This is a genomic window from Tistrella sp., assembly GCF_002684955.1.
Classification (GTDB): Bacteria; Pseudomonadota; Alphaproteobacteria; order Tistrellales; family Tistrellaceae; genus Tistrella; species Tistrella mobilis.
Genome location: NZ_NYWI01000029.1, coordinates 64,294 through 83,081, shown reverse-complemented (window position 1 = coordinate 83,081; position 18,788 = coordinate 64,294). Strand labels below are relative to the sequence as shown.

At 68.1% G+C, this 18,788-nt stretch carries 15 protein-coding genes and 1 tRNA gene; 5 read left to right on the top strand and 11 right to left on the bottom strand.

Annotation, left to right across the window (positions count from 1 at the left end):
• The 6 genes from CMO28_RS07400 to CMO28_RS07375 form a co-directional block, all read right to left on the bottom strand.
• Entirely contained in the window at positions 1-777 is a 777-nt protein-coding gene (locus CMO28_RS07400) for an SDR family NAD(P)-dependent oxidoreductase (protein WP_296712641.1), read from the bottom strand.
• Between the two features lie 51 nt (positions 778-828).
• On the bottom strand, positions 829-1,869 hold the full coding sequence (locus CMO28_RS07395; protein WP_296711848.1) for a phosphotransferase family protein: 1,041 nt from the start codon (positions 1,867-1,869) through the stop codon (positions 829-831).
• 161 nt (positions 1,870-2,030) lie between these two features.
• Complete coding sequence (locus CMO28_RS07390) at positions 2,031-4,058, bottom strand: B12-binding domain-containing radical SAM protein (RefSeq protein ID WP_296711845.1); 2,028 nt, start codon at positions 4,056-4,058, stop codon at positions 2,031-2,033.
• Positions 4,059-4,152: 94 nt separating this feature from the next.
• Positions 4,153-4,253, bottom strand: a tRNA-OTHER gene (locus tag CMO28_RS07385).
• A gap of 148 nt (positions 4,254-4,401) precedes the next feature.
• Positions 4,402-5,673 (bottom strand): NupC/NupG family nucleoside CNT transporter, encoded by a 1,272-nt coding sequence (locus CMO28_RS07380; protein WP_296711843.1) that lies wholly within the window; start codon positions 5,671-5,673, stop codon positions 4,402-4,404.
• Between the two features lie 143 nt (positions 5,674-5,816).
• Positions 5,817-6,728 carry a LysR family transcriptional regulator gene (locus tag CMO28_RS07375; RefSeq protein WP_296711840.1) on the bottom strand — a complete coding sequence of 304 codons (912 nt, stop codon included), beginning with the start codon at positions 6,726-6,728 and terminating at the stop codon, positions 5,817-5,819.
• Positions 6,729-6,955: 227 nt separating this feature from the next.
• Between CMO28_RS07375 and CMO28_RS07370 the strand changes: the two genes are divergently transcribed.
• The 5 genes from CMO28_RS07370 (at position 6,956) to CMO28_RS07350 (ending at position 11,977) form a co-directional block, all read left to right on the top strand.
• Positions 6,956-8,452: a CoA-acylating methylmalonate-semialdehyde dehydrogenase gene (locus tag CMO28_RS07370; protein ID WP_296711837.1), complete on the top strand. Its 1,497-nt coding sequence runs from the start codon at positions 6,956-6,958 to the stop codon at positions 8,450-8,452.
• Positions 8,453-8,549: 97 nt separating this feature from the next.
• The gene (locus CMO28_RS07365; RefSeq protein ID WP_014744890.1) at positions 8,550-9,701 is read left to right on the top strand and encodes an isobutyryl-CoA dehydrogenase; all 1,152 of its coding nucleotides are present in this window, start codon (positions 8,550-8,552) and stop codon (positions 9,699-9,701) included.
• Between the two features lie 107 nt (positions 9,702-9,808).
• A complete protein-coding gene (gene mmsB, locus CMO28_RS07360; protein WP_014744889.1) occupies positions 9,809-10,708 on the top strand; it encodes a 3-hydroxyisobutyrate dehydrogenase in 900 nt (299 codons plus the stop codon).
• 179 nt (positions 10,709-10,887) lie between these two features.
• Positions 10,888-11,562: an HAD family hydrolase gene (locus tag CMO28_RS07355; RefSeq protein ID WP_296711825.1), complete on the top strand. Its 675-nt coding sequence runs from the start codon at positions 10,888-10,890 to the stop codon at positions 11,560-11,562.
• Between the two features lie 124 nt (positions 11,563-11,686).
• Positions 11,687-11,977 (top strand): putative quinol monooxygenase, encoded by a 291-nt coding sequence (locus tag CMO28_RS07350; protein WP_296711822.1) that lies wholly within the window; start codon positions 11,687-11,689, stop codon positions 11,975-11,977.
• A gap of 49 nt (positions 11,978-12,026) precedes the next feature.
• Here the strand turns inward: CMO28_RS07350 and CMO28_RS07345 are convergent, their stop codons facing one another.
• From CMO28_RS07345 to CMO28_RS07325, 5 genes are all read right to left on the bottom strand, one after another.
• Complete coding sequence (locus CMO28_RS07345; RefSeq protein ID WP_296711819.1) at positions 12,027-13,160, bottom strand: DUF1513 domain-containing protein; 1,134 nt, start codon at positions 13,158-13,160, stop codon at positions 12,027-12,029.
• Positions 13,161-13,175: 15 nt separating this feature from the next.
• Positions 13,176-14,252: an imelysin family protein gene (locus CMO28_RS07340; RefSeq protein WP_296711817.1), complete on the bottom strand. Its 1,077-nt coding sequence runs from the start codon at positions 14,250-14,252 to the stop codon at positions 13,176-13,178.
• Positions 14,252-15,763, bottom strand: coding sequence for a di-heme oxidoredictase family protein (locus tag CMO28_RS07335; protein WP_322111314.1), 1,512 nt, complete (start codon positions 15,761-15,763; stop codon positions 14,252-14,254). Before CMO28_RS07335 ends, CMO28_RS07340 begins: the two co-directional genes overlap by 1 nt.
• 139 nt (positions 15,764-15,902) lie before the next feature.
• A complete protein-coding gene (locus CMO28_RS07330; protein ID WP_296711810.1) occupies positions 15,903-17,180 on the bottom strand; it encodes an imelysin family protein in 1,278 nt (425 codons plus the stop codon).
• 130 nt (positions 17,181-17,310) lie between these two features.
• On the bottom strand, positions 17,311-18,708 hold the full coding sequence (locus tag CMO28_RS07325; RefSeq protein WP_296711808.1) for an amidase: 1,398 nt from the start codon (positions 18,706-18,708) through the stop codon (positions 17,311-17,313).
• Between the last annotated feature and the right edge of the window lie 80 nt (positions 18,709-18,788).

Sequence of the window (18,788 nt, the reverse complement as noted above, 5' to 3'; positions counted from 1 at the left end):
TTACGCCAGACCGAAGCCGCCGTCGACGGTGACGACCGACCCGGTCATGAAGGCCGAAGCGTCCGACGACAGCAGCAGCAGCGCGCCGTCCAGATCGACCGCGGCCCCCAGCTTGCGCTGGGCCACCTTGCGCAGCAGCTTCTGGCCGCCCTCGGTCTCGAAGAACGAGGCGTTGATGTCGGTTTCGATATAGCCGGGGGCGATCGCGTTGACCCGGATGTTGTAGCGGGCCAGTTCCAGCGCCATGGCCCGGGTCATGTGGTTGACGCCGGCCTTCGACGCGCAATAGGGCACCAGATTGCCCATCACCTCGGTTCCCAGCACCGAAGCGATGTTGACGATGCTGCCGCCGCCGGTCTCGACCATCCGCTTCGCCACCGCCTGGGCGACCAGGAAAGCGCCCTTCAGGTTGGTGTCGACCGTCGCATCCCAATCCTCTTCCGTCAGCTTCAGGAAGGGCTTGGATACGGCGATGCCGGCATTGTTGATCAGCACGTCGATCCGCCCGCCCAGCTTCTCCGCTATCTCGGCGATTGCGGCATCGATGGCGGCGGCACCCGAGGTCACGTCCATGGCCACGGTTGCGGCACTGCCGCCGGCCGCCTCGATCTCGGCCTGAAGCGCTTCGAGCTTCGACACCTGGCGGGCGGCAAGCACCAGCTTCGCGCCATGGGCCGCAAGCGTGCGGGCGAAATTCGCCCCCAGCCCCTGGCTGGCGCCGGTGATCAGGATGCCGCGGCCGGCGACGTCGAAGGTGTTGCGGGTGGGCGTGGTCATCATCGGTTCCCGGGTCTGATCGTTTTGGAAAGCGGAACGTATAGGCAAAGGTCAGCCGCGCGCCTCGATCAGCCGGCGGCCGACATCGGCCACCAGCCGGGCCTTGCGGCCGCGTTCAAGTGCGTAAGGGGACGAGGCATTGCCCTGCAGGGCGCGGGCATAGACCCCCTGCAGGATGCCGACCGAACGGAACAGCGCGAAGGCGACGTGGAAGGTCCAGTCATTGATTGCCGGCCGCCCTGTCAGCCGGGCGTAATGGTCCAGCAGCTCTGCCTCTGCCGGCAGGCCGAGGGCTGCGATATCGATGCCGACATAGCCGCCGAAGTCATCCGCCGGCATGTAGTGGTGCATCAGATGATAGCCCAGATCGGCCAGCGGCTCGCCCAGCGTCGACAGTTCCCAGTCGAGCACGGCGCGGATCTCGGAGCCGTCTTCGGCCGCGATGCAGTTTTCCAGCCGGAAATCGCCATGGACCAGGGTGGTGCGCTCGGGATCCTTGGGCATATTGGCCGGCAACCAGGCGATCAGGGCCTCCATGCCCTCGATCCGGTCGGTCTCGGCCGCGCGGTAATTGCGGGTCCAGACCGCGATCTGCCGCTCGTAGAACCCGCCCGGCCGGCCGTAATCGCCAAGCCCCACCGCCGCCACATCCACCTCATGCAGGGCGGCGAGCGTCTCGATCAGCCGGAAGCACACCGTGCGGCGCTGATCGGGCGTCAGCTCCGGCAGGCGCATATCGCCGAAGGTGGCGCCCTGCACATGGCCCATCAGATAGAAGGGCGTGCCCAGGATCGATGCGTCCTCGCAGTAATGCAGCGCCGCCGGCACCGGCACGGGCGTCGGCCCCAGCGCCGAGAGCACCCGGTATTCGCGATCGATCTGATGGGCCTTGGGCAGCAGCTTGCCGGCCGGCTGCTTGCGGAGCACATAGGACCCGCCATCGGTATCCAGCCGGAAGGTCGGGTTCGACTGGCCATTGGTGAAGCGATGCAGGCGCGCGGGGCCGCGGAAGCCGGGCACCGCCCGTTCCAGATGGGCGGTCAGGCGGTCCTGCACCTCTGGCCGGGCCAGGTCGAAGGGATCGGCGGTCATCGACGGGCATTCCTCCGCTGGGCGGCCGCCTCGGCCCGCCCGGCGGGCGGATGCCCTGCCGGAAGATGCGCGGCGGCTCTGTCATTCAGACGTTCGTTCGAAACGTCTGTCCGCGCATATTGCCCGACAGCTGAGCCTGCGTCGACTGATCAAGCGCAGGGTCAGGCCGCCGCCGCTTCCGTCCAGGCCATGCAATGGTCCAGGAAGTCGTCATAGCCGTCGAATTTTTTCGGCAGTTTCAAGCCGCTGTCGGCATAGACCCGGCCGATGCCGTCGATCATCTCGGCCTCGCGGGCAAGCGCGCCGCGGACCTTGACCAGCGCCTGATCGATCGCCGACGCATCGACCGTCGACAGCCTGGGCAGGCGGGCGGCGAAGTCGGTCATCTGTGCTTCCGACAGGAACAGCCGCGCCACATAGGGGAACAGGCTGGTGGCGGGATGCGACCAGTGCCGCTCGCACAACACCTCCGACAGGGTATAGATCCCGTCCACCGCCTTACGGCTGAGGGGCGCCCAGCGTTCGGCCCAGCTGTTGCAGGCAGCGCATTTCGGCCGGCCCTGCTTCATGACCATGGCGTCCTCGGCAAGTTCGGTGCGGCAGCGCTTGCACCACCAGCTCTGGCTGTACTGGAATGGGATGTTGATGAAAAAATCCCAATCGGCCTCGGGCACCACCTCGATACCCTCGGGCGGGGAGTGGATCAGAGGTGCGCGTCGGGCCAGCTGAAAGCGGGTCGGCTTCACGGTCAGCACGTCCCGCCCCTTCTCGGTCAGGAAGCGGAACAGCGGCAGGACATGGTGGATGGGCTCACCCGGATAGCCCACGATGAAGAAGACATGATTCCAGATGCCCGCCGCGGTCGTGTTGGCCAGGCTGCGGGCATATTCGTCGGGCGTGTTGCCCTTCTTCATCGCCTTCAATGTGGCGGGCGCGATGCTCTCCAGCCCGAATTGCAGGAAACGCCCGCCGGCCTCGCGGATCTGCACGCAGGTATCGGGCTCCAGATAGGCGCGCTCGAACCGCGCATAGGCCTCCCAATGGATCTCGGAGAGGCCGCGCCTGGCCAGGTGTTCCCCCAGTTCCAGCATTTCCGAGACCCGAAACCATTCATCGGTGAAGCTGAACCGGGTGCGGCCGGTCTCGCCATGCCAGACCGCCAGATCCTCGGCAACCATCTCGATCGGCCGGAGGCGCTTGCGAAACTTCACCTTCACCGCCCCGTCGGGCTGGGTCTCGTGGGTGACGCTGTCATAGCCCTCGTTAATGTCGCAGAAGCTGCAGATCCCCGAGTAATAGCAGCCGCGATAGATGTTCAGTGCCGTCACCGGCTCGGGCGTCCAGGGCGCATAGGCCTCGGGGTCGGGCCGCGGCAGGCGGTCGAGCGCGATCGGCACCGAGGGCGGGCCGGATACCGGCCGGGCGCCGTCGAAGCGGATCACCTGCGGCACCGGCCGGTTGGCGACCCGGCCATGGACCAGTTCCTGGAGCAGCTGGTCCAGCGGCTGTTCGCCCTCGTGATGGATGAAGCTGTCGACCACGGAGTAGAGCGCCGCGGTCTCGGGTTCGTCGGCTTCCAGCGAGGTCTTCAGCCGCGCGATCAGATTGCCGCCGATGGTGATATGGGTGTCGGGCAGCGCCTCGCGCAGCATCGAGGCCAGCACCATCGACGGGATCAGCTGGTGATGGTCGTTCACCGACAGCCCGACCAGTCGCGGCTGCAGCGCCCGGATCGCCGGCACCTCGACGTCGCGGTAATAGTCGTGGAAGAGATGGGTCTCGCGGTCGCGCACCGCCGCCATCACCCCCGCACGCCGGCGGGCATCATGGGCCGAGATGTATTGCAGCGTGTTGCGGAAGATGCGGAAGGTGTCGGGCACCGCCGCATCGATCACCAGCGAGGCCTGTTCGATCACCTGCTTGGCGGCGAGATAGGGTTCAAGCGCGTGATGCGCCTGCCAGTCGCGCATGGTGGCGAGCGCCGGGCCGATCCCCGACACCAGCTCGGCCGGGGCGCCGGCGCGGGCCAGCGCTTCGGGGCGCAGCACATGTTCGATCGCGGGGATGTTGGCGTCGCGCTGCACCACCTGCCAGCCGCGCGACCGCAACCAGGCGGTGAGGTGCGACAGGCCGGGCGCCACGAACCACGGGCAATAGGAGGGCGGGAAGACCAGCACGGCATCGGTCATCGGGCACGTTCCTCGAAATCGACGCAGGGGTGCCCCATCGGCCGTCGGCAGCACGGCACAATCATCAGGGCAGCACTTGAGCGGAAGAGGAAGGTGGTGCCGGAGGCAGGACTTGAACCTGCAAGGACACGAAGGCCCCGGCGGAAGAACGACCAGGGCCGCACTTCCGGTGTCTGCCAGTTTCACCACTCCGGCATCAGGTCCGATGGCGCATGATGGTCAGCGGTTGACCGTTGTCGTCTTTGTCGCGACAGGCCATCGTCTTGGGATGATGATATTTTGAATCACCAATCACCATCAACCAAAAATTGCAGAATCTTTGCAGACATATCGCAGTTCAAGATCACCAGACCACCAGCCCCACCACCGCGCCGGTCATGCAGGTCGCGATCGTGCCCGACACCAGCGACAGCGGCGCCAGCCGGACGATGTCGGTGCGGCGTTCCGGCACCATGGCCACCATGCCGCCGATCATGATGCCCAGGCTGCCGATATTGGCGAAGCTGCCCAGGGCATAGGTCAGGATCACGCGCGCCCGCGGACTGAAGGCGGAGGGGTCGGCGGTGAACTGCAGATAGGCGACCAGTTCGTTGATCACCACCTTGGTGCCGAGCAGCGGGCCCGCCGCCAGGGCTTCCGGCCAGCTCATCCCCATCGCCCAGGCGACCGGCGCCATGATCCAGCCCAGCATCCGCTCCAGCGTCAGCGGCGCGCCCCAGATGTCACCGGCAAGGCCCAGGATCATGTTGGCGAGGGCGGCGAGCGCGATGCCGGCGATCAGCATCGCCACCACGCTGATCAGCAGGTTGACGCCGTTGATCACCCCCATGACCGCCGCTTCCAGGCTGGTCGCGGCATCCGATGGCGGGGCGGTCGCATCATCGTCCACAGTCCGCTCGCCATGCGCCGGCGGCATCATGACCATCGCCACCACCAGCGCCGCCGGCGCCGAGATCAGCGATGCGGTCAGCAGCTGGCCGATCGGGTCTTCGACCGTGCCGGTCAGGAAGGCGGCATAAAGCACCATCATATTGCCGGCCAGCGTCGCGAGGCCCGCCGTCATCACCATGAACAGCTCGGGGTTCGACAGTCGCGCCAGATAGGGCCGCACGAAGAGCGGCGCTTCCACCATGCCCACGAAGACATTGGCCGCGGTCGATACCCCGACCGCACCGCCGATGCCCATGGTCCGGCGCAGCAGCCTGGAGAAGGCGCGCACGAAGAACGGGATCACGCCCCAGTGATAGAGCAGCCCGGCAATGGCGCCCACCACCAGGATCAGCGGCAGGCCCTGAAAGGCGAGCACGAAGGAATTGGCCGGATTGGTCGCCTCGAACGGGGCCGCACCGCCGCCCAGATAGCCGAAGACCACCGAGGTGCCGGCTTTGGTGGCGGCGACCAGGGCCGAGACCGCCTGGTTGATCCAGACGAACACCGCCTGCACCGGAGGCAGTTTCAGCAGGATCAGCGCGATCACCACCTGGATCACGATGCCGATGCCCACCGCCCGCCAGGGCACCCCCTTCGGCGCCCGGCCGATCATCCAGGCCAGCGCCACCAGCGCCAGCACGCCGAACGCGCTCTGCGCAACGCCGCCGAACGACGCCCCGGTCATTCCGTCCATATGCCCCTGCCCCCACTGCCGTCGTGTCTTGTGCCAGCTCTGCGCCCGGCCCCCAACCGAAACGCGAGACACCCCGTCATGGAGCCGACTCTAGGCGCAAACCGGCCCGGCGGTCCACAACCGTGCGGGGCCGGTCACGCCGTCTCGTCCAGCCCGCGGCCGATCAGCAGGTCCTGTTCCCGGCGGACCAGATCGCGGATGTATTCGGCGACCGTGCGCACCCGCACGATGTCGCGCAGATCGGCATGGGTCACCAGCCAAAAGCTGCGCTGGATGCTGGTCTCGCGCGGCATCACCGGCACCAGCCCGGGCACGGTCGCCGCCACGAAACAGGGCAGGATACAGAGGCCGAGCCCGGCCAGCGTCGCATCGCGCTGCACCACCAGGCTGGTGGATCGCATCACCACCTGCGGCGCCCGGACCAGCTTGTCCAGATAGCGCAGTTCGGGGGCGAAGATCAGGTCGTCGACATAGCCGATGAAATCGTGCCCCTCCAGCTCCTTCAGCGTGCGGGGCGTGCCGGCCCGCTCCAGATAGGTGGGCGTCGCATAAAGACAGAGGCGATAATCCGTCAGCTTGCGCGCCACCAGCCGGCCCGAGGTCGGCCGGGCGAGCCCGATGGCCAGATCCGCTTCGCGCTTCGACAGGCTGAGATACCGTGGCGCCGCCACAAGATCGATCTGGATACCCGGATGGGTGGCGAAGAAGGGTTGCAGCCGGGCCCCAAGAAAGGCCGTGGCGAAGCCTTCAGGCGCCCCGACCCGCACGGTGCCCGACAGATGCAGATCCTGGCCCGCGATGCTTTCCTGGATGGCGAAGGCGGTGGTTTCCATCGCCTCGGCATATTCCACCAGCTGTGCGCCCGCCGGTGTCAGGCTGTAGCCTGCGGGGGTACGATCGAACAGCTTGGTGTTCATCCGCTCTTCCAGGGCCTGGATACGCCGACTGACGGTGGTATGATCGACCGCCAGATGACGCGCAGCGGTCACCAGCCGGCCGCGGCGGCTGACTTCCAGGAAGAAGCGGAGGTCGTTCCAGTCGAACATCCGGGCCTCGTGTCAGGTGTGCATCCGCGCAGACGGCCTCTGCGCGTTTTGGGCTGGCCGTGCAGTTTTACATCGTTATCGTAGCGTCACCAAGCCGTCCGGACAGAGATTGTCCGGGTTACCGGCGGCGTCACAATCAGGGCGGTGCGGGCCCGAAAGCCTCACCCCCCGTTCAAGCCGGGGAACGGGCTCGGTCCTACACCCTCGCAACGTTGGGGAAACGCGGGATGGTCAAGCAGATCCATCACTTTATCGGCGGCAAGATCGTCGAGGGCACCAGCGGCAATTTCGGCGACGTGTTCAATCCGTCGACCGGTGAGCTGTCGGCGAAGGTCGCGCTGGCGACCAAGGCCGAGGTCGAGGCCGGCATCGCCAATGCGGCGGAAGCCTTCCCGATCTGGTCGAACACCTCGCCCATGGCCCGTGCCAAGGTGATGTTCAAGTTCAAGCAGCTCGTCGAGCAGAACATGGACAGCCTCGCCGAGCTGCTGTCCAGCGAGCATGGCAAGACCTTCACCGACGCCAAGGGTGACGTCACCCGCGGCCTCGACGTGGTCGATTTCGCCTGCGGCATCCCGCATCTGCTGAAGGGCGAGTATTCCGAGAACGTCGCCCGCGGCATCGACGTCTATTCGATGCGTCAGGCGCTGGGCGTCTGCGCCGGCATCACGCCGTTCAACTTCCCGGCCATGGTGCCGATGTGGATGTTCGCGGTGGCGATCGCCTGCGGCAACACCTTCGTGCTGAAGCCGTCGGAGAAGGACCCCTCGGTCCCGATGCGTCTGGCCGAGCTGATGATGGAAGCGGGTGCGCCGGCCGGCGTGCTCAACGTCGTCAACGGCGGCAAGGAAGCGGTGGACACCATCCTGACCGATCCGCGCGTGCCGGCGATCAGCTTCGTGGGCTCGACCCCGATCGCGAAATACGTCTATGCGACCGGTGCGGCGCACGGCAAGCGCGTCCAGGCCATGGGCGGCGCCAAGAACCACATGATCATCATGCCCGACGCCGACCTCGACCAGGCGGCCGACGCGCTGATCGGTGCCGGCTTCGGCTCGGCCGGCGAGCGCTGCATGGCGATCTCGGTGGCGGTGCCGGTGGGCGAGGCGACCGCGGAAGCCCTCCGCGAGCGTCTGGTTCCGCGGGTCCAGAACCTGAAGTTCGGCCCCTCGATGGCCGATGGCGATTTCGGCCCGCTGGTTTCGGGCGACCACCTGCGCAAGGTCCGCGGCTATGTGGATCTGGGCGTGCAGGAAGGCGCCGAGCTGGTCGTGGATGGCCGCGAGGTCAACATCCAGGGCTACGAGAACGGCTTCTACATGGGTGGTTGCCTGTTCGACCGGGTCACCCCTGAGATGCGCATCTACAAGGAAGAGATCTTCGGCCCGGTGCTGAGCATCGTGCGTGCGAAGTCCTTCGACGAGGCGGCAGCCCTGCCCACCGAGCACGAGTTCGGCAACGGCGTGTCGATCTTCACCCGCGACGGTGACACCGCCCGCGAGTTTGCCCGCAACGTCCAGGTCGGCATGGTCGGCGTGAACGTGCCGATCCCGGTGCCGGTGGCCTTCCACACCTTCGGCGGCTGGAAGAACTCGGCCTTCGGTGACACCAACCAGCACGGCCCCGAGGGCGTGCGGTTCTTCACCAAGATCAAGACCATGACCAGCCGCTGGCCGACCGGCATCCGCTCGGGTGCGGACTTCCACATCCCGACCATGGGCTGATCGCCCGTCGCGTCCGGCTTTCGCCGCACCGCCTCGCGGACCGGATCTTCCGGATCGCGGGGCGGTGGGGTGCAATAAGATCGTGGAGGTGACATCCGTGGATTTCTCCCTGACCGAAGACCAGCGCGCCTTCCAGGAGATGGCCCGCGGTTTCGCGACCGACCGGCTGGCCCCCGGGGCCGCGGAGTGGGACGCGAAGAAGATCTTTCCCGAGGCGGAGCTGCGCGAGGCGGCCGCCCTCGGTTTCGGCGGCATCTATGTCCGCGACGACGTCGGCGGCTCGGGCCTTACCCGCCTCGACGCCGCGATCATCTTCGAGGAGCTGGCCGCCGGCTGCACCTCGACCGCGGCCTATATCTCCATCCACAACATGGCCGCGTGGATGATCGACCGCTTCGGCAATGACGAGCAGCGCAACCGCTTCCTGCCGAAGCTGTGCTCCATGGAACATTTCGCCAGCTACTGCCTGACGGAACCGGGGGCCGGCTCCGATGCGGCCTCGCTCCGCACCCGGGCGGTGCGCGATGGCGACCACTATGTCCTCAACGGCTCCAAGGCGTTCATTTCCGGCGGCGGCCGCTCTGACATCTATGTCGTGATGGTCCGCACCGGCGGCGACGGCCCGAAGGGCATTTCCACCCTCGTGGTCGAAAAGGACACGCCCGGCCTGTCCTTCGGCGCCAACGAGCGCAAGCTGGGCTGGAACAGCCAGCCGACCGCGGCGGTGATCTTCGAAGACTGCCGCGTGCCGGTGGAAAATCGCCTCGGCGAAGAGGGCGACGGCTTCAAGATCGCGATGATGGGGCTGGATGGCGGCCGCATCAATATCGGCGCCTGTTCGATCGGTGCCGCACGCGCCTCGCTGGACGCCGCGCGGGAATACGTTCAGGGCCGCCAGCAGTTCGGCAAGGCGCTGGCCGAGTTCCAGGCCACCCAGTTCCGCCTGGCCGACATGATGACGGAGCTCGAGGCCGCCCGGCTGATGATCCGCCGGGCCGCCTGGTCGCTGGACAGCCAGCACCCCGAAAAGACCGCGATCTGTGCGTCCGCCAAGCGGTTTGCCACCGATGCCGGCTTCCGGATCTGCAACGAGGCGCTGCAGCTGCATGGCGGCTATGGCTATCTGATGGACTATCCGATCGAGCGCTATCTGCGCGACGCCCGGGTCCACCAGATCCTGGAAGGCACCAACGAGATCATGCGTGTGATCATCGCCCGCCGCCTGCTTCAGGGCATGGCGATCGATTGAGCCTGGCCCGCGCCGGACAGGCGCCACCACACGCTGCACGACCTTAAAGATCAGACAAGATCGACCCGATCACACAAGATCGACGACTTCAGGGAGACGTTCCGAAGATGGCGACCATCGGTTTCATCGGCCTCGGCAATATGGGCGGCCCCATGGCGCTCAACCTGCTCAAGGCCGGCCATGCGGTGAAGGGCTTCGACCTCTCGGACGAGGCGGTGCAGCGCATCGTCGATGCCGGCGGCAGCAAGGCGGACAGCGCCGTCGCGGCCGCGACGGATGTCGACGTGGTGGTCTCGATGCTGCCCGCCGGGCGCCATGTGAAGGGCGTGTATCTGGGCGATGCCGGCATCATTGCCGCCTCGCGCCCCGGCACCCTCTTCATCGACTGCTCGACCATCGACGTCGACAGCGCACGCGAGGTGATCGCGGCCGCCGAAGCCGCCGGCCGGCCGATGGTCGACGCCCCGGTCTCGGGCGGCGTCGGCGGTGCGGCCGCCGGCACGCTGACCTTCATGGTCGGCGGCACCGGGGCCGCCTTCGCGGCGGCCGAACCTTACCTGCAGAAGATGGGCAAGAAGATCGTCCATGCCGGCGGCGCCGGCAACGGTCAGGCGGCCAAGATCTGCAACAACATGCTGCTCGGCATCTCGATGATCGGCGTCTGCGAGGCCTTTGCGCTGGCCGAAAAGCTGGGCGTCGAGCACCAGACCCTGTTCGACATCTCGTCGACCGCCTCGGGCCAGTGCTGGTCGCTCACCACCTATTGCCCGGTCCCGGGCCCGGTGCCGACCTCGCCGGCCAATAACGACTACAAGCCCGGCTTTGCGGTCGACATGATGCTGAAGGACCTGAAGCTCGCCCAGGACGCCGCCGGCTCCTCAGGCGCCGCCACGCCGCTCGGCGCTGCTGCCGCTGCCCTCTACCAGCAGTACTCCGACGCCGGCCAGGGCGGCGCCGACTTCTCGGGCATCGTCCGCATGCTGCGCGAGATGGCCGGCAAGGCCTGATCCGACTCGTCATTATTCCTGCAATGCGGCCCTCCCCGAACGGGAGGGCCGCATTTTTTTCACGTGTCCCCGGGCATCACGGGGCGTAGAACTCGAAGAGTGCGGTGATGCTGCGTTGCGGGATCGCCGCGTCAGAACCAGAACCGGCCACCGGTTCGCGAATGTCCGGAGTATCCGTCTTGGCTGTACCTGCCGATGTCACCGTCCTGCTCGACATGGACGGCACGCTGATCGATTCTCACGACGCCGTGGTCCGCTGCATCCATATGACCATGGAAGAAATGGGCCATCCGGCGGATCGGACGGAGGATCTGGGCTGGACGATCGGCCCGCCGCTGACCGACACCATGGCCCTGCTGCTGGGCCGGCATGGCGACGACCGGGTGGCGGAGGGCGTTGCCGTGTTCCAGCGCCACCATGACGAGCTGGTGCTGAAGGAAAGCCCGCTCTTCCCCGGCATCCGCGAGGTGCTGGACGGCTTCGCCGCCGAAGGCCGCCAGCTGGTGCTGACCACCTCCAAGGCCCTGCCCGCCGCCCGGATGATCCTGGATCGTCACGGGCTGATCGGACTGTTTGCCGGCACCTATGGTGCCAATGCCGACGATACCGGCGGCGAGAAGCCCGAGGTGATCGCCCGCGCGATCGCAGGCGAAGCCATCGATCCCGCCCGCGCGATCATGGTCGGCGACCGGCGCTACGACATCTCGGGCGCCCATGCCAACAAGGTGCGGGCGCTGGGCGTGCTCTGGGGTTATGGCGGGCGCGAAGAGCTGGAGGCCGCCGGGGCCGACGGCCTGGTCGACGAGCCCGGTCAGCTGGCCGGGGCGATCGACGCGATGGCGCGGGCTCTCTGACAAGTCCCCGTTCAAACACCGATCAAAACGGTGAAATAGCGTGAAGACCAGCAATCCGTCGCGTCAAGTTACGGATTGCTGTAGTCTGAGCCGCCAACCAGAACACACCGGAGGAAACGTTCCCATGACCCCCAATCTGGTCATCACCGCGATCATCACCGCCGAGCCCGGCCATGCCGAAACCGTGCGCGCCGCCCTGGCCGAATGCACGGGTCCCAGCCGCGCCGAGGATGGCTGCCATCGCTATGACCTGCATGTCGACGTCACCGACGACCATCGTTTCGTCATGCTGGAAGAATGGGCCGACGAGGCGGCCACCGTCGCCCATGGCAAGTCCGACCATTTCCGCGCCCTGGGCCGGGCGCTGAAGGGCATCGCGAAGTTCGAGGTGATCCGCCTGAAGCAGATCGCCTGACCGCAGGCCGGCCCGGTCCGCCTCCCCGACGGCCGGGCCGCGTGCTCTCCTAGAGCACCACGACGTGATTATCCCAGGCGACCGGATGTGTGGCGCGCAGCTTCAACCGGAAGCCCGCTTCCGCCGCCGGATCGGCCACCACTGCCAGCACCCGGCCGCGGCCGTCGGTGGCGATGAAGCCCTCGCCCTCCGGATCCGCCGCCAGACCGCAGACATCGGCGGCGACCAGCGCCGCGCGGAAGCGGCCGGTCTCGGCTTCGAACACCTGCAGCCGCCCGCCGACCGGGGAGGTCATCGCGACCAGATCGCCGCTGCGGTTGAAGGCGACCGAGCCGGCATAATTGCGCATCGCCGCATGGGCAGGCTCGGGTGCCGCGAGCAGCCGCACGGCCTCGCCCATCCGATGGAGCATCATCAGCGGCGGGCGTTCATGGCCGTCGCCCTGCCACTGCATCACCGCCGCGCCCAGCCCGTCGGGACGGGTGGCGAGATGGCGGATGCTGTTCATGCGCAGCGCCGGCTCGTTCTCCACCGCATCGATCACGGCCCCGTCCGCGACGCGGATCCGGGTCAGATTGGGCTGCATGGTGCCGGGGTTCAGCACCTCGCGGCCCATGTCGGGATGGGTGGCATTGCCGCCATTGGCGACCAGCAGGGTGGCGCCGCCGGCTTCGAGCCGGATTTCGTGCGGGCCGACCCCGCCCGAGGACACCTCTCCCAGCCGCGTATAGCCTGCCTCCACATCCCAGATGCCGACCCGGCCGCGCGCGCTCTCGTAATCATTCTCGGGCGTGAAGAAGGTCCGGCCATCGGCCGAGAAGGCGCCATGGCCATAAAACACCCGGCCCTCGGGCGGGGTGAAGCGCAGCCGCTCCCGCCCTGTGGCACAGTCCACCACCACGGCTTCGCGGCCGGGCCGGCGGGCAACGGCCACCGCCTCGGGCCGGGCGGGGTGGACGACGCCGCCATGGCCGCGCTGGCCGAGCGGGATGGTGAAGCGGATCTCGCCGCTCCGCATCAGCCCGTGGAGCGCATAGGATCCGTCTGCCTGTTTCGCCGCCGCCAGGAAGTCAGGGGCGCCCGGCGCCGCCCAGAGCGCATGATCGGGCCTGAGCATGGCGGCGGTCCCCGCGGCCAGCCCAAGGCCACGCAGCATGGTGCGGCGGGGGATGGTGCCGGTCATGATCCCTCTCCCCCCTCAATCGCCGTCGAAGGAATTGAAGCCGACCCGCACGCCCAGCGCCGGGGCGAGTTCGGCCACCGCCAGCCGGCGGGCAGCGGCAAGCGCGGTCTTCAGCGCCTTCATCGCCTCGGCATCGCCCGGGCCGCGGGCCAGGGCCGCATCCGCGGCCGCAGCCGCTTTCTCCAGCGCCGCGGCCATGTCGACCTGCGCCACCTGATCGCTGGCCGCCGGGGCGAAGACCACCCGTTCGAAATCGATCAGCCCGCCGATGCCGGCGCGGATGTTTTCAAGCGACGCGCCCGCCCGCTCGTGCGCAGCCCGCGGGCTGCCGCCGGTCTGATCCGCGGTGATGGCCGCCAGGCGCAGTTCCTCCAGCTCCTGCAATGCCCCGTGGAAGGCGTTGAAGAAGGCGAAGGTGGTCTCGTCGGCCGAGAGATAGATCTGGTTCTCGTCGTCGCCGGCCGTGGTCAGCACATGTGCCGCCCCTTCCGGTCCTTCCCAGCCCTCGCGCGCCGAGACCGCCATCCGGGCCAGATTGCGGGCCACCGCCCGGATCAGCCGGTTGCGATACTCGGCCGCAGGCGTGCCGGCGGCGGGCACCGCCTCGCGCGGGCGCAGCAGCCGTTCCATCGACACCAGGTTCTGCGCCCCGGCCGACGCGCCGGCAAAGGCCTCGGGATCGTCGACGATCGGGTTCTTCGCCTTGACCAGGGCGCCGATCGCCCGATAGGCGATGCCGCTGCGCTCGGGCCAGAATTCCAGCCGGAAGCGCCGGCCCTCTTCCTCCAGCGGACCGAAGCGGAAGAACCAGATCCGCATCCAGGCGTCATAGGCCGCGTCATAGAGCGGCAGCAGCTTCTCGGGGCTCTGGTCGGTCTCGGCCTTCTCCGCCAGCGCCCGGGTCGCCGCCACGAAGCGGTCGAATTCGGGGCGGATATAGCCGTCCAGCGCGCGTGCGGTCAGCGCCGCATGGTCCGGACCGGCCGCCTCGGCCGTTGCCGCGGCCGGTGCGTCAGCGGCCAGGGCGGCAGACAGAGGCGAGGTGGCGGCAAGCACGGCGGCCAGCGTGGCGAGCAGGATCGGGCGGCGCATCAGAGCGACTCCAGGAAGCGGATCAGGGCATCACGATCGGATTTCGGCAGGGCGACCACCGCCTGTTTCGCGGCCTCCGCCTCGCCGCCGTGCCAGAGCACGGCCTCCAGCAGGCTGCGCGCCCGGCCGTCATGGAGATAGCTGGCCGGTTCGGCAACGCTTGCCGTCAGACCTATACCCCAGAGCGGCGCGGTGCGCCATTCGCGGCCGTCGGCCATGCCTTCGGACCGGCCATCGGCCAGGCCCGGCCCCATGTCGTGGAGCAGCAGGTCGCTATAGGGCCAGATCAGCTGGAAACTCTGTTCCGGGCGGTCCTTCAGCCGTGCGGTGACGAATTTCGGCCGGTGGCAGGCGATGCAATTCGCCTCGGCAAACAGCTGCTTGCCGCGCAGCACGACCGGGTCATCGAGATCGCGCCGGGCCGGCACCGCCAGATTGCGGGCATAGAAACTGACCAGATCCATCGCCGCGGCGTCGATCTCCAGCCCGTCGGTGCCAGGCGCATCTCCCCCATCGGGGGCCGCGCGGCAATCGGTCTGGGCGGGTGTGCATTCACCGTAACCGGCCGGATGCAGCGGGTTGGAGATGCCCATATCGCCGGCGAAGGCATCGGCCGATTGCTGATGCACGGTGGGGGTACCGGCCTTCCAGCCGAAGCGGCCCAGCATCACCCGGCCGTATTCCGGGCTCCAGGCGAAATTGGGTCGGCCGGAGATGCCGTCGCCATCGGCGTCGTCGGGATCTGCCAGCGCCAGGATGTCTTCGGCCGGGATCGCTTCCAGAAGGCCCAGCCCGATCATCGGCGGTGCCACACGCGGCGAGAGCATCACATCCGGGTGCAGCGGCCCATAGGCCGGGTCGGCGATGCTGTAGCTCGGCCGGCGCAGATGCACGACCTCGCCGCCCGCGAGTTCAACCGGGATCTCGTCGTAAGCAATCTCCATCCGGCCCTCGGCCGGAATGCCCTGGATCGACATGTCCTGAAGCTGGGTGCCGTAGACCGGTTCCGGCACCACCATCAGCCGGTGGCTGGCGATGGCGGCCTTCAGCTCGTCGGTATCGGCCGGGATCGACAGCCTGAGGAACATCGAGATGCGGTCGTCGTCGGGGTTTGCCGGCGGATGGCCGCGGCCGTCCTTGACATGGCAGCTCTGGCAGGACCGGGCATTGAACAGCGGCCCCAGCCCGTCCGACGCCTTGGTCGACGACGGCGACGAGACCCAGAACTTGCGGAACAGCCCGTTGCCGAGCTTGAAATCCATCTCATGCGCGAAGGGCATGTTGGCCGAGAACTGCGAGAAGACATCGCGATTGACGGCCGCCCGCGTCGTGGCCGCCCCACCCATGTTGAGCTCGTAATCTTCCGGCCGGGTAAAATCGCGGGTCGGTTCCACGACCGTCAGGATGCGGGCACGTTCTGCCGCCGTGCGCGGCACCTGGTTCAGATGCGGGTCGGGCTGTTCCAGCACATCGGACGGAATTGCATCCCCTGCCCATGCATCGCTCGCCACGGCAACCCCGGCCAACACCGCCAGAGCGACCAGTCCGGTCCTCACCACCCCTGCCTGCTCCCCAAAGCTGCTCTTGTCCCTGAACGCCAATGGCCGGCGACGCAGAGCGCCGCCGGCCGTCTGGCTGGACGTGGGTCGCTTACTTGAACACCGCCGTCGGCTGGTCCAGGCTGTCCGACCCCTCGATCGCCACCGGCTCCAGCTTCAGCGCCGTCACCGCGCGCTCGATCGAGCGGGTCTGCTGAACCAGGGCATCGATGGCGGTGTTCAGCAGCGCCGCGCCGGCATCATTGCCGGGGGCGAGCAGCTGGTCGTAATGGGTGCCGGCCTCTGCCGTCGCCTTCACGGAGCCCAGCGCCGCCAGCGTCGCCGCCATATGGGCGCGGACATCGGCATCGACCTTCTGGTCCGCCGCGGCCACCAGCGACGACAGCGACGGTCCCTCGACCACCGAGCCGTCGATGCGGACATAATGGCCGGTATAGACGTTCCACATGCCCACGGCGTCGTAATAGTGGGAGTTGTGGGTGTTGTCCGAGAAGCAGTCATGCTCCTCTTCCGGGTCGTTGAGCAGCAGGCCCAGCTTCATGCGCTCGCCCGCCAGCTCGCCATAGGACAGGCTGCCGAGGCCGGTGAACATGGTGCTGAGACCGGCTTCGGGGGTGACATCGGCCAGCGCCTTGCGCGCCTCGCCATCCTTGCCCCACTGGGCAGCCATCCACGACAGATCCTCGACCAGCAGGTCGGTCGCCGCCTGGAGATAGGCGGCGCGACGGTCGCAATTGCCGCCGGTGCAGTTGGCGGTGTCGTAATCGGTCCACGGGCGGTTGCCGGCGCCCGGGCCGGTGCCGTTCAGATCCTGGCCCCAGAGCAGGAATTCGATGGCGTGATAGCCGGTGGCGACGTTCGCCTCCTCGCCTTCCGCCTCGTGCAGCGCGCGCAGCAGGTCGGGGGTGATCTTCGAAGCGTCGACCGTCTTGCCCGAAAGTGTGAAGCTCTTGTTGGCGATCACGTTCAGCGCCGCCGCCGCATTGCCCTCGGCACCCATATACGAGCTGTCGACATAGTCGATCAGGCCCTCGTCGAGCGGCCAGGCATTCACCTGCCCCTCCCACTCGTCGACGATGGCATTGCCGAAGCGGAAGGCCTCGGTCTGCTTATAGGGCACATTGGCCGCAATCCAGGCGGCCTTCGCCGCCGCCAGCGTCTCAGGTCCGGGCTTGGCGATGAAGGCCTTCACGGCCGTCTGCAACGTCTTCGCCGCGGTCAGGCTGTCGCCATAGGCCGCCTCGGCGATGTTCGCGTAATTGGTCACCACCGCGCGGGCGTCACCGCCCGTCGCCGCCAGCGCCGAACCGGAGGCGAGCAGAACGCCCCCCAGCAGCATGCCGCCCAGCCTGCCCGTCTTGCCCACCATCTGTCGCTCCCTCGGTCCATGGTGCCGTCCCGCACATGCCATTCCGCAAGTGCGAATGACTTGCATTCCTACACCGGAGGTGGGGGTGACGTCCAGAGCGGTGACGGCCGGCCCAGGGATTTCGGACCCGTCAGAGCGGCGGTCGCCGGTTTCGCATCGGGCTTTGGGCTTCCAGCTGACGGCCCACCGCAAGCAGCCGGTCTTCCCGCCACCAGGGAGCCACCAGCTGCACGCCGATCGGCAAGCCTTCGCGGCTCAACCCGAACGGCAGCGACAAGGCCGGCAGGCCGGTCAGATTGAAGGGCACGGTGGCGCGCATCACATGACGGGCCGGGACCTTTGCCTCCGCCACCTCGTACCCGGCCTGCCCAGGACGGGGGGCGGTCATGGGCAACACCGGGCAAAGCAGCAGATCATTGGCCCCGAACCAGCCGGCGAAGGCATCCCGCAGCCCCTGCACCACCTGTTCCGCGGCGACGAAATCCGCCAGCGACGGCTCGGCCCGGGTCATGACATGACGGATCACCGGATGCACCTCCTCCACCCGCCCGCCGACCACGGCCCGGAAGAGCGGGCCGATCTCGGGCGCGTGCAGCACCGCACTCGCCTCCGTCCAGTCGTGATCCGCCAGCGCCGGAATGCCGGCCGGCGCCACCCGGTGTCCGGCCGCGGCCAGGGCGTCGGCGGCCAGGGCGACCGTGGCGACGATTTCGGGATCCACCGGCCCGAACCCCTCTGCCGCCATCCAGCCGATCCGCAGGCTGCTGGCGTCGCCGCGCATCAGGGGTGCCGCCTGCACCGCATAGCCGTCGGCACCATCCGGCCCCGCCAGCAGATCGAGCGCCAGCGCGAGGTCGCGGACACTGCGCGCCATCGGTCCGACATGCCACCAGCGCCGAAGCCCCGGCCAGTGGCCGGTGACGGGGATCCGGCCATGGGTCGCCTTCAGCGCCAGGATGCCGGTCATCGCCGCGGGCCCGCGTACCGAGATCGCCACATCGCTGCCCAGCCCCAGCGGCGACAGCCCGGCCGCGATCGCCGCCGCTTCGCCCCCGCTCGATCCGCCGGGGATGCGGCGTCTGTCCCAGGGGTTGCGGGTCGGCCCCGACAATGGGTTGTCGGTCTCGGTCCAGTACGAGAATTCTGGCAGATTGGTCTTGATCAACGGAATGGCACCCGCAGCTTTCAGCCGTGCCACCACGGTCGCATCGCGCCCGGGCACCCGGTCGGCAAACAGCCTGGAGCCGCGCCGGGTCGGCACGCCTGCGGTGTCGATGCAATCCTTGATCGAGAACGGCACGCCGTGGAGGGGACCTGCCGCCTCCCCCGCCATCACCGCCGCCCCGGCAGCGCGGGCCGCGCCGAGCGCGCTGTCGGCCATGACCTCGACGGCGGCCCCCAGCAGCGGATCGATCCGCGCGATCCGCTCCAGATGGGCCGCGACCACCTCGACCGGCGAGACCTCGCGGGCATGGATCATCGCGGCGAGCGCGGTCGCGTCCAGAAAACAGAGATCGGTGGCGTCCATGGCGGGGCTCCCGGGCAGGTGGTCACGGCCTGCCGATCCTGGGCCCCGCCATATGTCGCCACAATTCGCTTTGCGGCCGC